General features: G+C 59.7%; 14 protein-coding genes. 11 read left to right on the forward strand and 3 right to left on the reverse strand.

Features of this window, described 5'->3' with window-relative positions:
* The first annotated feature begins 29 nt into the window (after positions 1-29).
* From A9G06_RS10545 to tldD, 11 genes are all read left to right on the forward strand, one after another.
* Positions 30-452, forward strand: coding sequence for an MSHA biogenesis protein MshP (locus tag A9G06_RS10545; RefSeq protein WP_139126215.1), 423 nt, complete (start codon positions 30-32; stop codon positions 450-452).
* Positions 452-4,213, forward strand: a complete 3,762-nt coding sequence (locus A9G06_RS10550; protein WP_069555204.1) for a DUF6701 domain-containing protein — start codon at positions 452-454, stop codon at positions 4,211-4,213. The genes A9G06_RS10545 and A9G06_RS10550 overlap by 1 nt, the downstream gene beginning before the upstream one ends.
* A 204-nt stretch (positions 4,214-4,417) precedes the next feature.
* Positions 4,418-5,458 (forward strand): rod shape-determining protein, encoded by a 1,041-nt coding sequence (locus A9G06_RS10555; protein WP_005340051.1) that lies wholly within the window; start codon positions 4,418-4,420, stop codon positions 5,456-5,458.
* A gap of 42 nt (positions 5,459-5,500) precedes the next feature.
* Positions 5,501-6,391, forward strand: a complete 891-nt coding sequence (mreC, locus tag A9G06_RS10560; protein ID WP_005340053.1) for a rod shape-determining protein MreC — start codon at positions 5,501-5,503, stop codon at positions 6,389-6,391.
* Positions 6,391-6,876: a rod shape-determining protein MreD gene (gene mreD / locus A9G06_RS10565; protein ID WP_069555205.1), complete on the forward strand. Its 486-nt coding sequence runs from the start codon at positions 6,391-6,393 to the stop codon at positions 6,874-6,876. The genes mreC and mreD overlap by 1 nt, the downstream gene beginning before the upstream one ends.
* 2 nt (positions 6,877-6,878) lie before the next feature.
* Entirely contained in the window at positions 6,879-7,466 is a 588-nt protein-coding gene (locus tag A9G06_RS10570; RefSeq protein ID WP_005340055.1) for a nucleoside triphosphate pyrophosphatase, read from the forward strand.
* Between the two features lie 95 nt (positions 7,467-7,561).
* On the forward strand, positions 7,562-9,031 hold the full coding sequence (gene rng, locus A9G06_RS10575; RefSeq protein WP_005340056.1) for a ribonuclease G: 1,470 nt from the start codon (positions 7,562-7,564) through the stop codon (positions 9,029-9,031).
* Positions 9,032-12,925 carry a YhdP family protein gene (locus A9G06_RS10580; protein WP_069555206.1) on the forward strand — a complete coding sequence of 1,298 codons (3,894 nt, stop codon included), beginning with the start codon at positions 9,032-9,034 and terminating at the stop codon, positions 12,923-12,925.
* Between the two features lie 34 nt (positions 12,926-12,959).
* On the forward strand, positions 12,960-13,280 hold the full coding sequence (locus tag A9G06_RS10585; RefSeq protein WP_069555207.1) for a Dabb family protein: 321 nt from the start codon (positions 12,960-12,962) through the stop codon (positions 13,278-13,280).
* Positions 13,281-13,305: 25 nt separating this feature from the next.
* The gene (locus A9G06_RS10590; protein WP_069555208.1) at positions 13,306-14,124 is read left to right on the forward strand and encodes a carbon-nitrogen hydrolase family protein; all 819 of its coding nucleotides are present in this window, start codon (positions 13,306-13,308) and stop codon (positions 14,122-14,124) included.
* 133 nt (positions 14,125-14,257) lie between these two features.
* The gene (gene tldD, locus A9G06_RS10595) at positions 14,258-15,706 is read left to right on the forward strand and encodes a metalloprotease TldD (RefSeq protein WP_069555209.1); all 1,449 of its coding nucleotides are present in this window, start codon (positions 14,258-14,260) and stop codon (positions 15,704-15,706) included.
* Positions 15,707-15,838: 132 nt separating this feature from the next.
* Here tldD and A9G06_RS10600 read toward each other — a convergent pair whose 3' ends face one another.
* The 3 genes from A9G06_RS10600 to A9G06_RS10610 form a co-directional block, all read right to left on the reverse strand.
* Positions 15,839-16,042, reverse strand: a complete 204-nt coding sequence (locus tag A9G06_RS10600; protein WP_043822671.1) for a hypothetical protein — start codon at positions 16,040-16,042, stop codon at positions 15,839-15,841.
* Positions 16,043-16,201: 159 nt separating this feature from the next.
* The gene (locus tag A9G06_RS10605) at positions 16,202-16,924 is read right to left on the reverse strand and encodes a MarC family NAAT transporter (RefSeq protein ID WP_069555210.1); all 723 of its coding nucleotides are present in this window, start codon (positions 16,922-16,924) and stop codon (positions 16,202-16,204) included.
* A gap of 138 nt (positions 16,925-17,062) precedes the next feature.
* Positions 17,063-18,382 carry an MFS transporter gene (locus A9G06_RS10610; protein ID WP_042052570.1) on the reverse strand — a complete coding sequence of 440 codons (1,320 nt, stop codon included), beginning with the start codon at positions 18,380-18,382 and terminating at the stop codon, positions 17,063-17,065.
* Positions 18,383-18,423 lie beyond the last annotated feature (41 nt).

The raw sequence follows: 18,423 nt of genomic DNA on the forward strand, positions 1-18,423 counted from the left end.
CTTTCGGACGGATGCGAGGCAGTGCCTTGATGATCGCCCTGTTTGTGATTGTGGTGATGGCGCTGCTGGCGGCTGCCATGGGGCGTTTTCTGGTCGATAGCGGCGAGAAAAATACCGTGGAGGTGCGCAGCGTGCGTGCCCTGCTGGCCGCCCAGAGCGGGCTGGAGATTGCCCTGTATCAGCTTTTTCCCAACCGACCGACCGCGCCACCTTCGGATCGATGCAGCTTGGTGCAGGAGGGGGGGCGTCAGTTTAGCAATCCTGGCTTGGTAGACTGCAAGGTGGAGGTCAGTTGCCAGGAGATACCGGTGACCTATAACAACCAGAGCAGCACGGGCTACCGGCTCGAGAGTGTCGGAACCTGCGGCAGCTCGGACCTTAACAGTGCCAACCCGGATTTTGCCGTGAGCCGAACCCTGATGGTCGAAGCTTATGATGGAGGAACTCCCTGATGCGCAATTTATGGATCGTCGCAGCCGTGTGGCTATTTAGTGGCGCAGCAGGGGCCTTTCAAACTATCAATAATGGGACAACGTTTCCTGCTGTTGTACAAGGCCATGGTGGCACGAGTAATGGCTGGTGTGGGTGGTGGGGAAATAACTACTCCACTCTCACCATGAATGGCAGCGCCAAGATAACCGGCACAGAGGGGCGAACCCTAAATTTCTGTTATTCCAACCAAAATGCGGGAATGCCTGTTGATAGCTGTGATAACAGCAATGGCAGTAGAAGACTATGTACGATTACACCCGATACGATTCAGGGTCTATCCACTAGTGGGGGTAACGCATTTTTAGCTGGGAATGGTAGTAGTGGCGGAGTCCCTTTCTGTAGTGCAGGGCAGGCTATCAGTTTAGGCAGTGCAAGTCAGTATCAGTTCTCCAGCCTCTCTTTGTATAGCAGTTGCACCGTGACCTTCTCCTCAGCTCGCACCGAATATCGGATCCAGAAGATAGAGGCTGGCAGTGGTGCCAAGCTGATTTTGCCTAGTGGAGACTACTGGATCGATCAGTTGACCCTTAATCAGGGGGCCGAGATTGAAATTCAGGGAGAAGTGAGGATTTTTGTGAAACAGGCAACCCAGCTCAACGGTGCTGTATTGAATCGTTCCGGTACGGGTTCTCTGCTGCTATTTGGATATCAGGATATCACCCTGAACAACGATACCTTATTGAATGGGTATGTTTATTCCGATCAGACGCTGGTGTTGAACAATACCTCCGTCATTAACGGCCGTACTACCAGCCGTTCCCTGACAATGGCGAGTAATAGCGCTATTAATGACCAAGCTTTCGCTCCCTCTCTTACTTGCTTTAATGATGATTTCTCGAGAACCGGGTTGGGTGATAACTGGGTTGTATCTCAGAGAAATAACAGTGAGTTACCGTCTATTCAGAGTGGTCGTTTACGGATGACCCGCAATATCGGTAACCAGGCCACCTCCGCGACTTATCAGCGTTTATTTCCCGCAGCTAGCAACTTGGTTGAAGTTACTTTCCGCTATTACGCTTGGTCACCTCAAACCGGAACAGGAGGGGATGGCTTGGCGGTGATTCTTTCCGATGCGACCGTTACACCTCAACCCGGCAGTTTTGGTGGCGCATTGGGATATGCGCAGCGTGACAACGGTACTCCCGGTTTTGCCGGTGGCTGGCTTGGTGTAGGGCTTGATGAATATGGAAACTTTTCCAACCCCAATGAGGGCAAAGTGGGTGGCCCCGGTGCTCGTGCGCAGGCCATTGCCATAAGAGGGGGGGTTGGTTCCAGCTATCGCTATTTGGCGGGTACGACGGCCAATCTTAGCCCCCGAGTCGATGTACGTGGTACTTCTTCGGCCCAGCCCGGCCATCTATATCGGTTAAGGATTGATTCACGTGTGGCTGGCCGCTCCATGGTCTCGCTAGATAGAAATACTGGCTCCGGATTTAGTACCCTGGTTGCGCCATTCGATGCGATGGCGAGCGCTGGGCAGGAGCAGGTTCCTGCAGATTTTTTGCTGTCGCTTACAGGGTCAACCGGAGGCGCCAATAATAACCATGAGCTGGATGATATCCAGATCTGCGCACTGCGCTCCAACCCGATCGGGGTGCAGATTGATCATTTCCAACTTGATCACTCCGGTCAGCCACTGACTTGCAATCCCGAGACAGTGACGGTCAAGGCGTGCGCCGATGCAGCATGTACCACGCTTATCACAGACCCGGTTACTGCAACCCTGAGTCTTACCCCTACTTCTGCCAGCAATGGTTGGATTGGCGGCAATACGGTGACCTTTAGCGGCGGTTCGACCACGGTGCAGTTGCGCAACAATACGCCGACCGCGGTGACCATAGGCGTTTCCGGTTCGACTCCAACGACCAAGCCATTCAGTTCCACCTTGTGCAAGGCTGGGGCCGGTACGCCCAGTGCGGCAGCCTGTACCCTGAACTTTGCCGATAGCGGCTTCTTCTTTGATGTGCCTGATACTTATTCCAACCAGCCTCAGGATGTGACTATCAGTGCGGTCAAAAAAGACGATATTACCAAGCAATGTGTGCCCGGATTTACCGGCGTGAGGTCTGTCGGCTTTTGGGGAACGTACAACAATCCAAATACCAATAGCTTTGGTAGCAAGATCGCCATCGATGGCAATGCCATCGCTACCTATGCCGCCAGTGTTCCTTCTCCAACGCCAACCACCCTTAACCTGACTTTCGATAATCAGGGTAAGGCGACCTTGAAAAAAGTGACCTACCCGGATGCGGGTCAGATGCAGCTTTCAGCCAGTCATAATGGCAGTGGTGAGACGGCGGGTCTGGTGATGACGGGGTCCGACACGTTTGTGGCGCGCCCGGTCGGTTTGTGCATTACGCCCCCGCAAGGGGTCTGTGCGGCAGGTGATAGCAGCTGCCCGGTATTCAAAAAAGCGGGGGAAACGTTCCAGGTAGATATCAAGGCGATGGCCTGGGAATCCGCCAATGATGGGGATATCTGCGTAGGGAATCAGACTACGCCCAACTTTGCCCTGCCCAATATTGCTCTGGGCAGTACGCTGGTGGCACCCAATCCGGGCACCAATGCAACGCTGGGTACTACCGCCTATAGCCATGTGGCTGCGGCCAACAGTGCCAATAACGTTAGCCAGACCGTGAGCGAGGTGGGAGTGTTCCGGATGACGGCGACGCCACCGGCGGCAAAGCCGCCAGAAGGAAGCACTGTATCTACGGGCTATTTCGGCTATACCATCCCTCCCGCCAGCAGCCTGCCGGTGGGACGCTTCGTACCCTGGGATTACAGTTTGAGTAATGGTTTTATCACGCCTGCCTGCAATGCCTTTACATATATGAGCCAGCCCTTTGCCAGCGGTTTTGTCCTCACTGCACGCAATCTGCAGAAAGGGACGACAGAAAACTATAAGGGGGCGTTCGCTAAAGGGGTTGCTGAGATGGTGGCTGCCAATGCTCTGGATGGGGTTGCGCGTGACAAGCGTATTACACTATCTCCCTCGCTCAGCTGGGCAAGTGGTATTGCGAGCGTTAATCAGCAGTCACCTTTGGGGCTGAATACCCGCTTTGATCGTGCAGCGAGTCCAGAAGCACCTTTCGCCACGTTGAGCTTTGGTCTCAAAGTCGATGATAAGGATGGCGGCAATACACTGTTGGCTAATCCAAATATGAATACTGCTGTCGCTGGGACATGTTCCGGATCGGGGTGTAATGCGGTGCTGCTGGGTACTCAAAAGCTGTTGTACGGCCGCCTGCAGGTTGGTACGGCGGCGGGCCTGGCCTCGGCGCCGCTGGCCATTCCACTGCAGATGCAATATTACGAAGCGGGCAACTGGCTGCAAAACAAGGAAGATAACAAGGAAGATAAATGTACCCAGCTCTCTTTGGCCAATCAGGGGTTCATTTTCCTCAATCCGAGTCACACCTTTGATGCGACGACTCGCGAGCTGAATCTGGGGGCGGGTCGCAAGATAAAGTTGGGGTTGGGCAGTTCGGCACCGGGTGGGGATGCTGCACTGGCGAAAGATGGGGAGATCCTGTTCCACTTTGACAAGCCGGATATCTCGGTGCGCATTCCCTACAAGGTCGATTTGGCAAAACAGCCGTCGCAGCCGCTATGGTTGTCTGACCCCACGAGTGCCAATGACGGCAACCTGCAAGGTGAGGCCATTTTCGGCTCCAGCCGGGGTAATGACAGAATTATTTATCGGCGCGAAGTATTGCAGTAATTGATGTGTAAGGGGGGATGGCTCAACAGCATCCCCCTAAATCCTTGTTTATTAGTGTTTGCAAGCGTGTGCGAGTGAGTGATGACTCGCATTTTTGTCGCGCCTGATTGATTGGTGACAGTTTGAGCGCTTGCCCATTGGGGTGGGCATTGGTAAAGTTAGCCGGTTTTCTGCACCTCCAAATTCTTAGGATTTCCCGTAGCCATGTTCAAAAAGCTCAGAGGCGTCTTTTCCAACGATCTGTCGATCGATTTGGGAACTGCCAACACCCTGATCTATGTAAAAGATCAAGGGATCGTCCTTAACGAACCCTCAGTTGTCGCCATTCGCCAAGAGCGCGGGAACGCCAAATCGGTCGCTGCTGTCGGTCATGCCGCCAAGCAGATGCTGGGCCGTACCCCGGGCAACATTTCCGCAATCCGCCCGATGAAAGACGGCGTGATCGCCGATTTCTACGTGACCGAGAAGATGCTGCAGCACTTCATCAAGCAGGTTCACGACAACAACTATTTCCGCCCCAGCCCGCGTGTGCTGGTGTGTGTACCGTGCGGTTCAACCCAGGTTGAGCGTCGCGCCATCAAGGAGTCCGCACTGGGCGCCGGTGCCCGTGAGGTCTACCTGATCGACGAGCCTATGGCTGCTGCCATCGGTGCCGGGCTGCCGGTGTCCGAAGCGACCGGTTCCATGGTGGTTGATATCGGTGGTGGTACCACTGAAGTGGCCATCATCTCTCTGAACGGTGTGGTCTACTCCCAGTCCGTCCGTATCGGTGGCGACAAGTTTGACGAAGCCATCATCAGCTACGTCCGTCGCAACTACGGCAGCCTGATCGGTGAAGCGACTGCCGAGCGCATCAAACACGAGATCGGCTCCGCCTATCCGGGCGAAGAGGTGCGCGAGATTGAAGTCCGTGGCCGCAACCTGGCTGAAGGTGTACCGCGCAGCTTCACTCTCAACTCCAACGAAATCCTGGAAGCGCTGCAAGAGCCGCTGTCCGGTATCGTGGCTGCCGTCATGGTGGCGCTGGAGCAGTCTCCGCCCGAGCTGGCTTCCGACATCTCCGAGCGCGGCATGGTGCTGACCGGTGGTGGCGCACTGCTGAAAGATATCGACCGTCTGCTGATGGAAGAGACCGGCATTCCTGTCGTCGTGGCCGAAGATCCCCTCACCTGTGTGGCCCGTGGCGGCGGCAAGGCGCTGGAGTTGATCGATATGCACGGTGGCGATCTGTTCCACTACGAATAAGACCCAAAGCCGGCCAGCGTGCCGGCTCTTTTTTGACGACCCATGAAACCCATTTTTGGTAGAGGCCCTTCGCTTCAGTTACGGTTGTTTCTCGCCGTCATCATCTCCATCGCTGCCATCGTCGCGGATTCCCGCTTCGGTGTGTTTACCCATGTCCGCGTCTACCTCAGTTCGTTAGTCAGTCCCCTGCAATACATGGCCAATGCGCCCGGTACCCTGCTCGATACCATGTCGACCCAGGTGCAGACCCGCGCCGATCTCATCGAGCAGACCAAGCAGCAGGAGCAGCAGCTGTTCACCCTGCGCGCCCGCCTGCTCAAAATGGATCAGCTGGAGCACGAGAACCAGCGGCTGCGTGAGTTGCTCGGTTCGCCGGTACACAAAGAGTCCCGCAAGATGGTGGCCGAGCTGCTGTCAGTGGACTCCGACCCCTTCAGCCATCAGGTGCTGATCAACAAGGGGGCGCTGGATGGCGTCTACAACGGTCAGGCGGTGATCAACGATCAGGGTGTGATTGGTCAGGTGCTCCACGTGGGCTCCACTACCAGTCGCGTGCTGCTGATCACCGACTCCAGCCACGGCATTCCGGTGCGGGTGCTGCGCAACGACTTGCGCGCCATTGCCTCCGGCAGTGGCGAGCTCGACAAGCTTGAGCTGCGCAACCTGCCGCGCAATACCGATATTCAGGTGGGTGATCTGCTGGTCACCTCCGGTCTGGGTGGCCGTTTCCCGGAAGGTTATCCGGTGGCGACCGTGACCCGCTCCGAGTATGTGGAGGGCAAGCCCTTCGCCCAGGTCGAGGCCAAGCCGCTGGTGGAGCTGGACAGACTGCGCTATCTGCTGCTGCTGTGGACCGACAAGAAGCCTGAAGTACATGATGAGGATGGCGAACGGGCTGCTCCCGCTGCGTCCGCCGCAGGAGCCACTCGCTGATGCTAGAACCCGCCAGCGGCAGGATCTGGATCTGGATCTCGATCCTGCTGGCCTTGAGCCTGTCGATCCTGCCGCTTCCTTTTGAATTTGACCCCTTCCGCCCGGACTGGCTGGCCATGGTGCTCATCTACTGGTCGCTGGCCTTGCCGCATCGGACCAACGTCGGCACCGCCTGGGTGGCCGGTCTGCTGCTGGATGTGCTGCTTGGCAGCACCCTCGGCGTGCGGGCGATGGCGATGGCCATCACCACCTATCTGGCGGCCTTCCAGTTCCAGAAGATCCGCAACTTCTCCCTCTGGCAGCAGGCACTGATCATCGGTGGCCTCTCGCTGGTGGGTAAAATGACGGTATTCTGGGCCGAGCATCTGTTCAGCCAGGCCAGTCTCAACTTCTCCTACTTTTGGTCGACGTTGACGACGATGCTAATATGGCCCTGGGTGTTTCTGGTGCTGCGCAAGGTGCGGCGCCGCTTCAATATCAGGTAAATATGAACAAAAACAACGAACCACAACTCTATCTCGCCTCGGCTTCTCCCCGTCGCCGTGAACTGCTGACCCAGATTGGCTACCGCTTCGAGGTGCTGAAACTGGATGTGCCCGAGCAGCGGGAAGAGGGTGAAAAGGCGCAGGATTACGTCTGCCGCCTCGCCCGTGACAAGGCGATGGCGGGCGTGGCGTGTGCGCCGACGGCGTTGCCGGTGCTGGGTGCCGACACCATAGTGGTGCTGGGCGACCGGGTGCTGGAGAAACCGTCCGATCTGCTGGATGCCAAAGATATGCTGGAGTCCCTCTCCGGCAAGGTGCATCAGGTGATGACGGCGGTGGCGCTGGCCAGCAAGGATCGTTGTGACGTGCGTCTGGTCACCACCAACGTGGCGTTTCGCAAGCTGGACGAGGCCGAGATCGAGGCCTACTGGCAGACCGGTGAGCCCTGTGACAAGGCCGGGGCTTATGGCATTCAGGGTATTGCCGGCAAGTTTGTCAGCCGCATCGAGGGGAGCTATAGCGCCGTGGTCGGCCTGCCCCTGCTGGAGACAGACCTGCTGATCAAGCATCATCTGGAACAGCTCAAATAATTTCCCGTCAGCTGTGCTCTGCTGCGTTTTTCCCTTGCGCGCGTTGTACCGGATTGGCTCTATAGAATTCAAAACTGGAACAGGCAAGGTTACTTATGTCGGTAGAACTGCTGGTTAACGTTACCCCCTCCGAAACCCGGGTCGCTCTGGTCGAAAACGGTCTGCTGCAGGAAGTGCATGTAGAACGTCAGGCCAAGCGCGGCATTGTCGGCAATATCTACAAAGGCAAGATCAGCCGGGTGCTGCCCGGCATGCAGGCGGCCTTCGTCGATATCGGCATGGACAAGGCAGCCTTTTTGCACGCCTCTGATATCGTCCCCCACACCGAGTGTGTGGCGGTGAAGGAGAAGGAGCAGTTCCAGGTCGGTAACATCGCCGAGCTGGTGCGTCAGGGGCAGGACATCATGGTGCAGGTGGTGAAAGATCCGCTGGGTACCAAGGGTGCCCGTCTCACTACCGATATCACCCTGCCATCCCGCTATCTGGTCTTTATGCCGGGCAGCGCCCATGTCGGCGTCTCCCAGCGCATCGAGTCCGAAGCAGAGCGGGAGCGCCTCAAGCGTACCGTAGCTGGCTATGTGGACGAGCTGGGTGGCTACATCATCCGCACCGCCGCCGAAGGGGTGGGGGAGCAGGAGCTGGAGCAGGATGCTGCCTTCCTGAAGCGTCTGTGGCGCAAGATCCTCGAGCGCAAGCAGAAGTATCCCCCCTGCAAGATCCTCTACGAGGATCCCAGTCTGGCCTTTCGGGTGGTGCGCGACTTCGTCGGTGCCGAGCTCGACAAGATCCGCGTCGACTCGCGCCAGAGCTTCGATCAGCTCAAGCGCTTCACCGAGGAGTATGTGCCGGAGCTGGCCAGCAAGCTGGAGTACTACCCCGGCGAGTCGCCCATCTTCGATCTCTACGACGTGGAGAACGAGATCCAGCGGGCGCTGGAGCGCAAGGTGGAGCTGAAATCCGGCGGCTACCTCATCATCGACCAGACCGAAGCCATGACCACGGTGGATATCAACACCGGTGCCTTCGTTGGCCATCGCAATCTGGAAGAGACCATCTTCAACACCAACGTCGAGGCGACGGCGGCCATCGCCCGTCACCTGCGCCTGCGCAATCTCGGCGGCATCATCATCATCGACTTCATCGACATGCAGTCGGAAGATCACCGCCGTCGGGTGCTGCACAGTCTGGAGCAGGCGCTGTCAAAGGATCGTGCCAAGACCAACGTCAACGGCTTCTCCCAGCTCGGTCTGGTGGAGATGACCCGCAAGCGCACCCGCGAGAGTCTGGAGCATGTGCTCTGCTCCGAGTGCCCCGAGTGCAAAGGGCGCGGCCGGGTCAAGACGGTGGAGTCGGTCTGCTTCGAGATCCTGCGAGAGATCATTCGGGTCAATCGTGCCTACGATGCGGATCAGTTCACCGTCTACGCGGCCCCTGCCGTGGCCGACTACCTCCATGGCGAGGAGTCCCACAGTCTGGCTGAGCTGGAAGTGTTCATCGGCAAGCAGGTGCGGGTCGTGAGCGAACCCCTCTGCGGTCAGGAGCAGTTCGACGTGGTGATGATGTAATTGGTCTATCGCTGGCTGAGTCGGGGCTGGTTGGCCCTGGGGGTCCTGTTCGTACTGATGGCCATGCTGGTCACCTTGGTACGGGTCGGGGGCCCTTTGCTGAATCAATACCGAGAGAGTCTGATCCACACTCTGCTGGGTGATTCACAACTCAAGGTCAGCGTGGAGCAAGTGGGGCTGGACTGGACACAATCCGGGCCCGCTCTCGAACTGCAGCAACTCGCCATCGCCCCGGATTCGGGGCGTTTTGCCGTACAGCTCGGCAAAGCCTGGGTGCATCTCGACTTCTGGCGCACCATTAACGAGCTAAAGCCGGTGTTTGGCGAGCTGATCCTGAGCGATGGCGATATCACCATCGACTTGCGCCAACCGGCTGACGACAGCCCCTCCGGCGATCCCCAGCAGGGCGCCCTGCTGCGCTTTCTACTGACCCAGCTATCTACCTTCGATGTGCACAATACCCGCCTCAGCGTCACCACCTCCCTCGGTGATCTGCGCGCCCTCGACATCGCCCAACTGCGCTGGCAGAACCGTGGCAAGCGCCATCAGGGGGTCGGCAAGGCTTATCTCATCAACGGGGTGGGCGAGAGCACCATAGATCTGATTCTGGATGTGGACGCCCCGACTGCCCGGCTCGATCGCCTCAAGGGGCAACTCTATCTGGGGGCCCGCCAGCTCGATATCACCCCGACCCTGGCCAAAATCCATGCGGGCGAACCCAAGGTTGCCGGTCAGCTCGACTTCCAGCTCTGGAGCGAGTTTGACAGTGGCAAGCTGGGCAATACCCTGCTGGCGTTTGGCAACAACTACCTGATCTGGAAGGATCCCAAGAAAGGGGAGATGCACCGTTTCGGTCTCGATGGCGGCAAGATCCAGCTGCGCCGTGAGGGCACCGACTGGCAACTGGCCAGCCACAACGTCACCTTCAAGCTGGATGGCAAACCCTGGTTGCAGAGCCGCTTGCAGCTGGAGCGGATCGGGGAGCGGGTGCAGGGCTATCTGCCCAGCATAGAGTTCGACAAGATCACCCAGATTAGTCAGCTGGTTTCGGCGCTCTACCCCACACTCTGCGAGACCCTGCGCCAGACCAATCCGCAGGGGTCGGTGCAGGATCTGACGCTGCTGGCCAATGCCGACTGGCAGGATCTCTCCCTCAGTGGCCGCTTCAGCAAGGTGCGTCTCAAGGCCTGGCAGGATATACCCGGGATGCAGGATCTCAACGGCGAGTTCTGGCTTACCCCGACCGGCGGTAGTGCCAGATTGGCGCTGGCGAACGACAAGGTGGATCCCGCCCGTCACTTCAAGGAGCCAATCCCGGTCGACCACTTCTCGGCCCGCCTCGACTGGTGGCGCGAGGAACAGGGCTGGGTGTTTTACGGGCAGGATATCGCGCTGGATAACCCGGATCTGACCCTGGCCAGCCGTTTCCGCCTCGATCTGTTCGAGCACCCTTTCTTGGCCCTGACCGGCCGCATCGATGTGAAGAATGCGGGCCATGCGGATCGCTACTTCCCGCTGCAGGCGATGGACAAGGGGCTGGTGGATTACCTGAGCGGCGCCATCAAGGGAGGCAAGGCCAAGGGGGCCGACCTGCTCTGGTATGGCGAGTTCAGGGATTTCCCCTACGACAACGGCAAGGGCATCTTCCAGGTGGCGGTGCCGCTGGAGCAGGCCACCTACGAGTTTTTCCCCGGTTGGCAACCGCTCACCGACCTGCAGATCGATCTCTTGTTCCAGAATGCCGGTCTCGATATGCGCAGCCGATCCACCAAACTCGGCAAGGCGAGCTCCGACTCGGTGCATGCCTGGATCCCGGATCTTTCTCCTGGCGCCCACCTCTATGTGGATGCCAAGGTGCAGGGGGAGGGCAAGGCCATCAGCGACTATCTGCAGGACTCCCCGCTGGGCAGTTCGGTAGGTCAGGCGCTGCGGGAGATCGAGATCCGCGGCCCGATGGCCGGTTCGGTCAAGCTCGATATTCCTCTTGATGGCGAGAGCGAGGTCAAGGCGAGCGGCGATGCCACCTTCAGCAACAACAAGGTGCGGGTCGCCAGTCTGGACCTGCCGCTGGAGAAGGTGCAGGGGCGCCTCGAATATGACAACGAACAGACCCGTTTCAGCAACCTCAAGGCGAGCCTGTGGAACCAGCCGCTGACCCTCGACTATCAGGGGCGCCAGCATCCGGATCACTATCAGGTCGACCTCGATTTCAAGGGGCAGTGGGATAGCCGCCGCCAACCCGCCGCCATCTCTTCATTCGGCATTCTCAACGGCCGCAGCAACTGGGGCGGCAAGCTAGGGTTGACCCTGCCCGACAGCAAGCCGTTCAGCTTCCAGCTGGCGCTCGACTCCAACTTGCAGGGGATGGGGCTGGATCTGCCGCTGCCGCTGGCCAAGAGCAGCGCCAGCCGGCTGCCGCTCAAGGTGATCGCCCGTGGCCGGGATGGCAGCGCCGACATTCGTGCCGTACTGGGGGCCGATGTGGATATGCAGACCCGACTGGTCTACGGCGAAGGGGTACCTTATCTCAGCCGGGTGCGGGTCGATGTGGGTCAGCCGGGCGCCCGGGTAATGCGCGATGCCCCCATGCTGCTCGCTATCAACCAGCAGGAGGCCGATGTCGGTGGCTGGCTGGCCAGACTCAAGCAGTGGTTGCCAGCGCAGAACCAGACTGGCAATGCGGTGGTTGGCCCGGCCTTCCTGCCGCAGGAGTGGTGGGTGGATGGACAGCTGGCTCGCGCCTATATCGGCAGTGCCACCCTCAAGGCGGCGCGTTTCACCGTGGGGCCGACCAATCAGGCGACCGAGGTGATGATCGACAGTCCCGATGTTATGGGGGTGATCCGCCTGCCTGCAGTAGCCAATCGTCCGGTGGATGCCAAGTTTGCCCGTATCTACTGGTCCGGCAAGAGTTCGGATCTCAGCCCGGATCCCGATGCCAAGCAGGACAACGCCATCATGGCATCCATCCCCTGGTTGAAGGTGAGCTGTGTCGATTGCCGCTTTGGCGCGTTGCCGCTCGGTGAAGTGAAAGGGGAGCTGGTGCCCGGCGCCAACAAGGTGACCCTCAAGGGGCTGGATGTGCGGCTGGCTGGGAGTCAGCTCACCGGCAGCGTCGACTGGCTGGCCAATGGCAACCGGATGCAGACCCGCGCTCGTGGCAAGCTGACCAGCAACAACAGCGAGCTGCTGCTCAAGCGGCTCGGCTACACCTCGCCCATCGGCGATGCCCCCGGCTCCCTCGCTTTTGATCTGAACTGGCAGGATGTGCCCTATCGTCCGAACCTGCCGACTCTGGGGGGAAGTGCCAACTATCAGCTGGAGGGCGGCACCCTGCGGGAGGTCAACGATAAGGGGGCGCGACTGCTCTCCCTGCTCAGCCTCGACTCCCTGCTGCGCAAGCTGCGACTCGATTTTCGCGATGTGTTCGACAAGGGCTTCTACTTCGAATCCATGTCCGCCTCTGCCACCATCAAGCAGGGGCAGGTCAGCAACGATGATTTCTATATGAAGGGGGCGGCAGGCAACCTGCGCGGCGAGGGGATCGCCGATCTGGTGCGCTGGCGGCTCGACTACGAGCTGAGCTTCTCTCCCAATCTGGGGGGCACCCTGCCGGTGGTGGCGGCCTTCTCCATCACGCCGGTCACGGGTCTCTATGTGCTGGCCCTCTCCAAACTGCTGGAGCCGGTGGTGGATGTGGTGACCCGTATCGATTTTCGCATCTCGGGCCCGCTCGACGCACCCAAGCTGATCGAGGCGGGGCGCGATCGCGCGCGCATCAAGCTCAACCAGCAGCAGAAAGAGGCGGTTGATGCCGTTGCCCCCAGCCTGCCGACCCAAGAGGTGACCCCTTTCCTGCTGAGCCCCAAACACGCAGGGCCCGCTCAGCGCTGAACGAGCGGCCCGGCACCATCACAAGGAGTGAGCCATGATCCGACATATCCTGCTGATCGCCTTCAAGCCGGGCACCCAGCCTGCCCGGATAGATGCGGTGCGTACCGCCTTTCTCGCCATTCCCCATCAGGTCAGCGGCGTGACCGCCGTGGAGTGGGGGGAGAATGACAGCCCGGAGGGGAGGGATGATGGCTTTACCCACAGCGTGCTGATGACCTTCGCCGACGAAGCAGCCCGCCAGCGCTATCTGCCCCATCCTGATCACGATGCCCTCAAGGCCATCTTCCGCCCTGTGCTGGAGCGCATCATAGTGCTGGATTACACCCTGCAGGCGGGGGATGCTGTCACCGTCTGATGGCCCAAGCGACAAGGAGAACGTCATGTGGTTAGCCGCAATACAGCTGGTATCTGGCCGTCACTGGCAGGATAACCGGGAGCAGATCGCCGCCGAACTGGCGGCCTTGCCCAAAGAGCGGCCGCTGCTGGTGCTGCTGCCGGAAAACTTTGCCCTGTTTGGCGAACGGCAGGGCTATCTGGATGGCGCCGAGGCCATAGGTGAGGGCCCGATCCAGCAGCAGCTGGCCAAATGGGCCCGTGATTACGGCATCTGGCTGGTGGCCGGTGCTATGCCGACAAGAATGCCGACCACCATCGCAGATTCCGACCATATCCACACCAGCTCGCTGGTGTTTGACCCAAGCGGTGAGCTCAGGGGCCACTACCACAAGATCCACCTGTTCGATGTGGATGTGGCGGATAATCACGGCCGCTACCGTGAGTCGGAGACCTTCAGCCCGGGGGAGGCGCCTGTGTTGGTGGACTCTCCCTTTGGTCCCCTCGGCCTCTCGATCTGTTATGATTTGCGCTTTCCCGAGCTCTACCGCCAGTTGGCCCGTGCCGGTGCCCGCGTGCTGCTGGTGCCTGCCGCCTTTACCGCCGTGACCGGCGAGGCGCACTGGGAGCCGCTGCTGCGGGCTCGCGCCATCGAAAACCAGTGCTACGTAGTCGCTGCTAACCAAGGCGGCACTCACGAGACAGGGCGCCAGACCTGGGGCCACAGCATGGTGATCGATCCCTGGGGTCGGGTGCTGGCGAGTAAAGAGTCCGGGCGCGGCACAGTGCTGGCGAAGATGGAGCCCGGGCTTATCGACGAATTGCATCGCACCATGCCAGTGCTGCAACACGCCCGTTTGCTCTGATGGTGTGGTGAAAAATTGAAACGCAGCCGTTTGCCCGTGCTGGAGCATACCCGTTTGTTGTGATGGTGTGGCTTGTCGCCAACCCGTCGGCAAGACGATTTAAAACAGCTCGTTACGAGAGTGGAGAAGAAGATTGAGTCTATTGAGCCAGGTTAGTGCCTCCCTGTTGGCCCCGAATGACCTCGACGAAGGGCGCCTGCAGCAGCTGCTCGGCAGCCTGATGAGCCATCAGGTGGAGTTCGGCGATCTCTATTTCCAGCGCAGCTGGCACGAGTCCTGGATGCTGGAAGATGGCATCGTCAAGGATGGCAGCTACAACATCGATCAGGGGGTCGGGGTACGTGCCGTCAGCGGCGAGAAGACCGGCTTCGCCTACTCGGACGAGCTGAGCCTGCTGGCGCTGCAACAGTCGGTGACTGCCGCTCGCGGCATCGCCGCAGCCGGTGCTCACGGCAAGGTGAAGGCGTGGGCGCGCACCGAAGCGAACCTGCTCTATCCGGCTATGGATCCGCTGCAGACCCTCGACAAGCACCAGAAGATTGCCCTGCTGGAGCAGATGGACAAGTTCGCCAGAAGTCTGGATCCCGCTATCAATCAGGTGATGGCTTCCATCAGCGGTGTTTACGAAGAGGTGCTGGTGGCCGCGACCGACGGTACCCTGGCTGCCGATATTCGCCCGCTGGTGCGGCTGTCTGTGACCGTCATTGCCGAGAAGGGCGATCGTCGCGAGCGCGGCAGTGCCGGTGGTGGTGGCCGCTTTGGTTACGACTGGTTCCTCGAACTGGACGGGCTGGAGAGCCGTGCCTTTGGCTATGTGCGCGAAGCGGTGCGTCAGGCGCTGGTCAACCTCGACGCCATCGATGCGCCGGCCGGCACCATGCCGGTGGTGCTCGGCGCCGGCTGGCCCGGCGTGCTGCTACACGAGGCAGTGGGGCACGGTCTGGAGGGGGATTTCAACCGCAAGGGATCTTCCGCGTTTGCCGGTCGCATCGGCGAGCAGGTGGCTTCCAAACACTGTACCATCGTCGATGATGGCACCCTGCCTGGTCGCCGTGGTTCCGTCTCCATTGATGACGAGGGGACGCCGGGTGGTTATAACGTGTTGATCGAGAACGGTATCCTCAAGGGTTATCTGCAAGACAAGCAGAACGCTCGCCTGATGGGTGTACCGCTCACCGGCAACGGGCGCCGCGAATCCTACGCCGCCATGCCGATGCCGCGCATGACCAACACCTACATGCTGGCGGGCCAGTATGATCCGGCGGAGATCATCGCCTCGGTGAAGAAGGGCATCTATGCCCCCAACTTCGGTGGCGGCCAGGTGGACATCACCTCCGGCAAGTTCGTCTTCTCCGCCTCCGAGGCCTACCTCATCGAGGATGGCAAGATCACCGCCCCCATCAAGGGGGCGACCCTGATCGGCAACGGCCCCGAGGCGATGAGCCAGGTCTCCATGGTGGGGAGCGACTTGGCGCTGGATCGCGGGGTCGGCATCTGCGGCAAGGAGGGGCAGAGCGTGCCGGTCGGTGTCGGCCAGCCCACCCTTAAACTGGATCAACTCACCGTGGGTGGCACTTCGTAGGTTTGGGTTAGCCGCGCAGCAGCGTAACCCGACGCATTCAAACCCCGGCTCTTGCCGGGGTTTTGCTATTCAGGGAACCACAGGCAACAAAAAGCCCCGGTCGTTGGACCGGGGCTGGCGAGTTATTCGGTATCAGTTGACGGATATGGCGCGGGCGTCGATGAAATAGCGAGCGTTACCCTGTTTGTCGATCTGGATTTTGGCAACCAGTTGCTCTTGATCTTTATATTCCCAGTGTTGCTCGATCTTGGCGAGGGATGGGCTCGCAATCCCAACCACGTTCAGGTACTCGTGAAACAGGCTATGGCTCCCTATTTCGGTCAGCATCTTGTCCATCTGCATACTCTCCTGAAGTTGAGTGGGTATTCATCAACAAACCTATCAGCGTCCATCTGAATACAGTCTGTATGAAAAACAAACTAACTCATTTGTGTGTCAATAACATGATCAGGGACAAGATCAGTGCAGATCGTCAGGGACTTTTTGATACCGTTTTCAATCAGAGCCGGTGGGCTTCTGCGGCAACTGATCAAACGTGCCGGAAGCCTGCGGTAGCGCCGGTGCGGTTTGCACGGCCTGGCCGTTGTGGAAGACCGGATCCTGCGCCACTTCCTTGATGCCGTTGATGCAAAACTGCATACCCATGCAGACCAGCAGGAAGCCCATGATGCGGGTCATGGCATCGATGCCGGTGGCGCCCAGGATCTTGCAGACCGGATCCGCCAGCTTCAACACTCCCCAGCTGATCAGGCTCATCAGGGCAAACGCCGTTACTACACCGGCGTAGATGGTGAGGCGGTTGTACTCGTCAGGCAGCTCGGCAATCTGGGCTGCCCCGCTTATTACCAGCGCCATGGTGCCCGGTCCGCACATGCTGGGCATGGTGAGCGGTACGAAGGCAATGCTCTGGTTTATATCGACCCCGCTCTGCTGGCTGGGGGCGGGGAACAGCATGCGAAAGCCGATAAAGCCGATGATGAGGCCACCGGCCAGGCGCAAGCCCGGAATGGAGATCCCGAACAGATCCAGGATCGAGGATCCGATAAAGAAGGTGATGCAGAGGGTGCAGAACAGATAGATGGCGGCCAGATTGACCTGACGGCGCACGTGTTCGCGCGACATCCCCTTGCTTAGTCCCAGCAGCAGGGTGGCCGTGGTGGGCGGGTTGACCATGGGCAGCAGCGCCAGCAAGGTGAGTAATACGACCTGAAAGAACATCTTGAGCCTCGGATAAAGAGTTGGACGTCATGGGGCAACGCGGGTGGCAGGCCCCAGAGGGAGGCTATCTTATGCTGGCGAAACTGAACATAAGCAGTACAAAAAAGCCCCGGCAGATACCAGGGCTTGTTGTTCGGGTCAGGCCGCTTGCGGCGCTTGCTGCTGCCGGATGGCCCGTTGCTGGAACCAGAGCCAGAGACCGATGGCGAAACCCAGCACCGACAGGCTCACCACATAGTGGGAGGGGGCCAGCATGTCGCTCTTCATCCAGAGGGTCACCGCCATCGGGGTGAGGCCGCCGAAGATGGCGTAGGCCACGTTGTAGGAGAACGACAGGCCGGAGAAGCGCACCACCGGCGGGAAGGCGTTGACCATCACGTAAGGCACGGCGCCGACAATCCCGACCGCAAAGCCTGCCAGCATGTAGAGCGGCACCAGCTGGCTCGTACCGGCCGCCAGACCGTGATAGAAGGCGTAGCTGGAGCCCGCCAGCAGCAGGGAGCCGAACATGAAGGTGAGACCGCTGCCCAGCAGGTCGATCAGTCGGCCATAGACGATGCAGCCGAGGGTCAGGGCAACGATCGCCAGCGAGTTGGCGGTCAGGGCGTCAGCCGGGCTGATGCCATAGACCTTCTGCAGATAGGTGGGGGTCATCAGGATCACCACCACGATACCGGCGGAGAGCAGCCAGGTGAGCAGCATGGAGACCACCACGCTGCTCTTGTGGTTGCGCAGCACCGACTTGAGGGGGAGTTCATCGGCCAGGGTCTTGTTGGCTTTCATCTCGGCGAAGACCGGGGTCTCGTGCAACCAGCGACGCAGATACATGGCGACGATGCCGAAGATACCGCCCAGCAGGAAGGGCACTCGCCAGCCCCACTCGCTCACTTCGGCCGGTGTCAGGCTCTTGTTGACCGCAGTGGCGATCAGGGAGCCGAGCAGAATGCCGGCCGTCAATCCCGCCGTGAGCGTGCCACAGGCGACCCCGACCCGACGGGCAGGGACGTGCTCGGCGACAAACACCCAGGCGCCCGGCACTTCACCGCCGATGGCGGCGCCTTGCAGGATCCGCAGTCCCAGCAGAGCGATGGGAGCACCGATGCCGAGCACTGCATAGGTGGGCAGCAGACCGATCAACAGGGTTGGCAGCGCCATCATGATGATGCTGAGGGTGAACATCCGCTTGCGACCGATGAGATCGCCAAAGTGGGCCATGATGATGCCGCCAAGCGGGCGGGCCAGATAACCGGCTGCGAAGATGCCGAAGGTCTGGAACTGGCGCAGCCACTCGGGAATATCGGCCGGGAAGAACAGCTCGCCGATGACCACGGCGAAGAAGACGAAGATGATGAAGTCGTAAAACTCCAGCGCGCCGCCGAGGGCAGCCAGACTCAGGGTTTTGTAATCCTGTCGATTGAGGGGGCGGGCGTGATCGTGCTGTTGTGTGGTCGTGGTCATATCCGTATGTTTCCCATCGTTTTTTTTAGTTATTGTCACCC

The organism is Aeromonas sp. DNP9, from assembly GCF_001728955.1.
In the GTDB taxonomy this organism is placed as follows: Bacteria; Pseudomonadota; Gammaproteobacteria; order Enterobacterales; family Aeromonadaceae; genus Aeromonas; species Aeromonas veronii.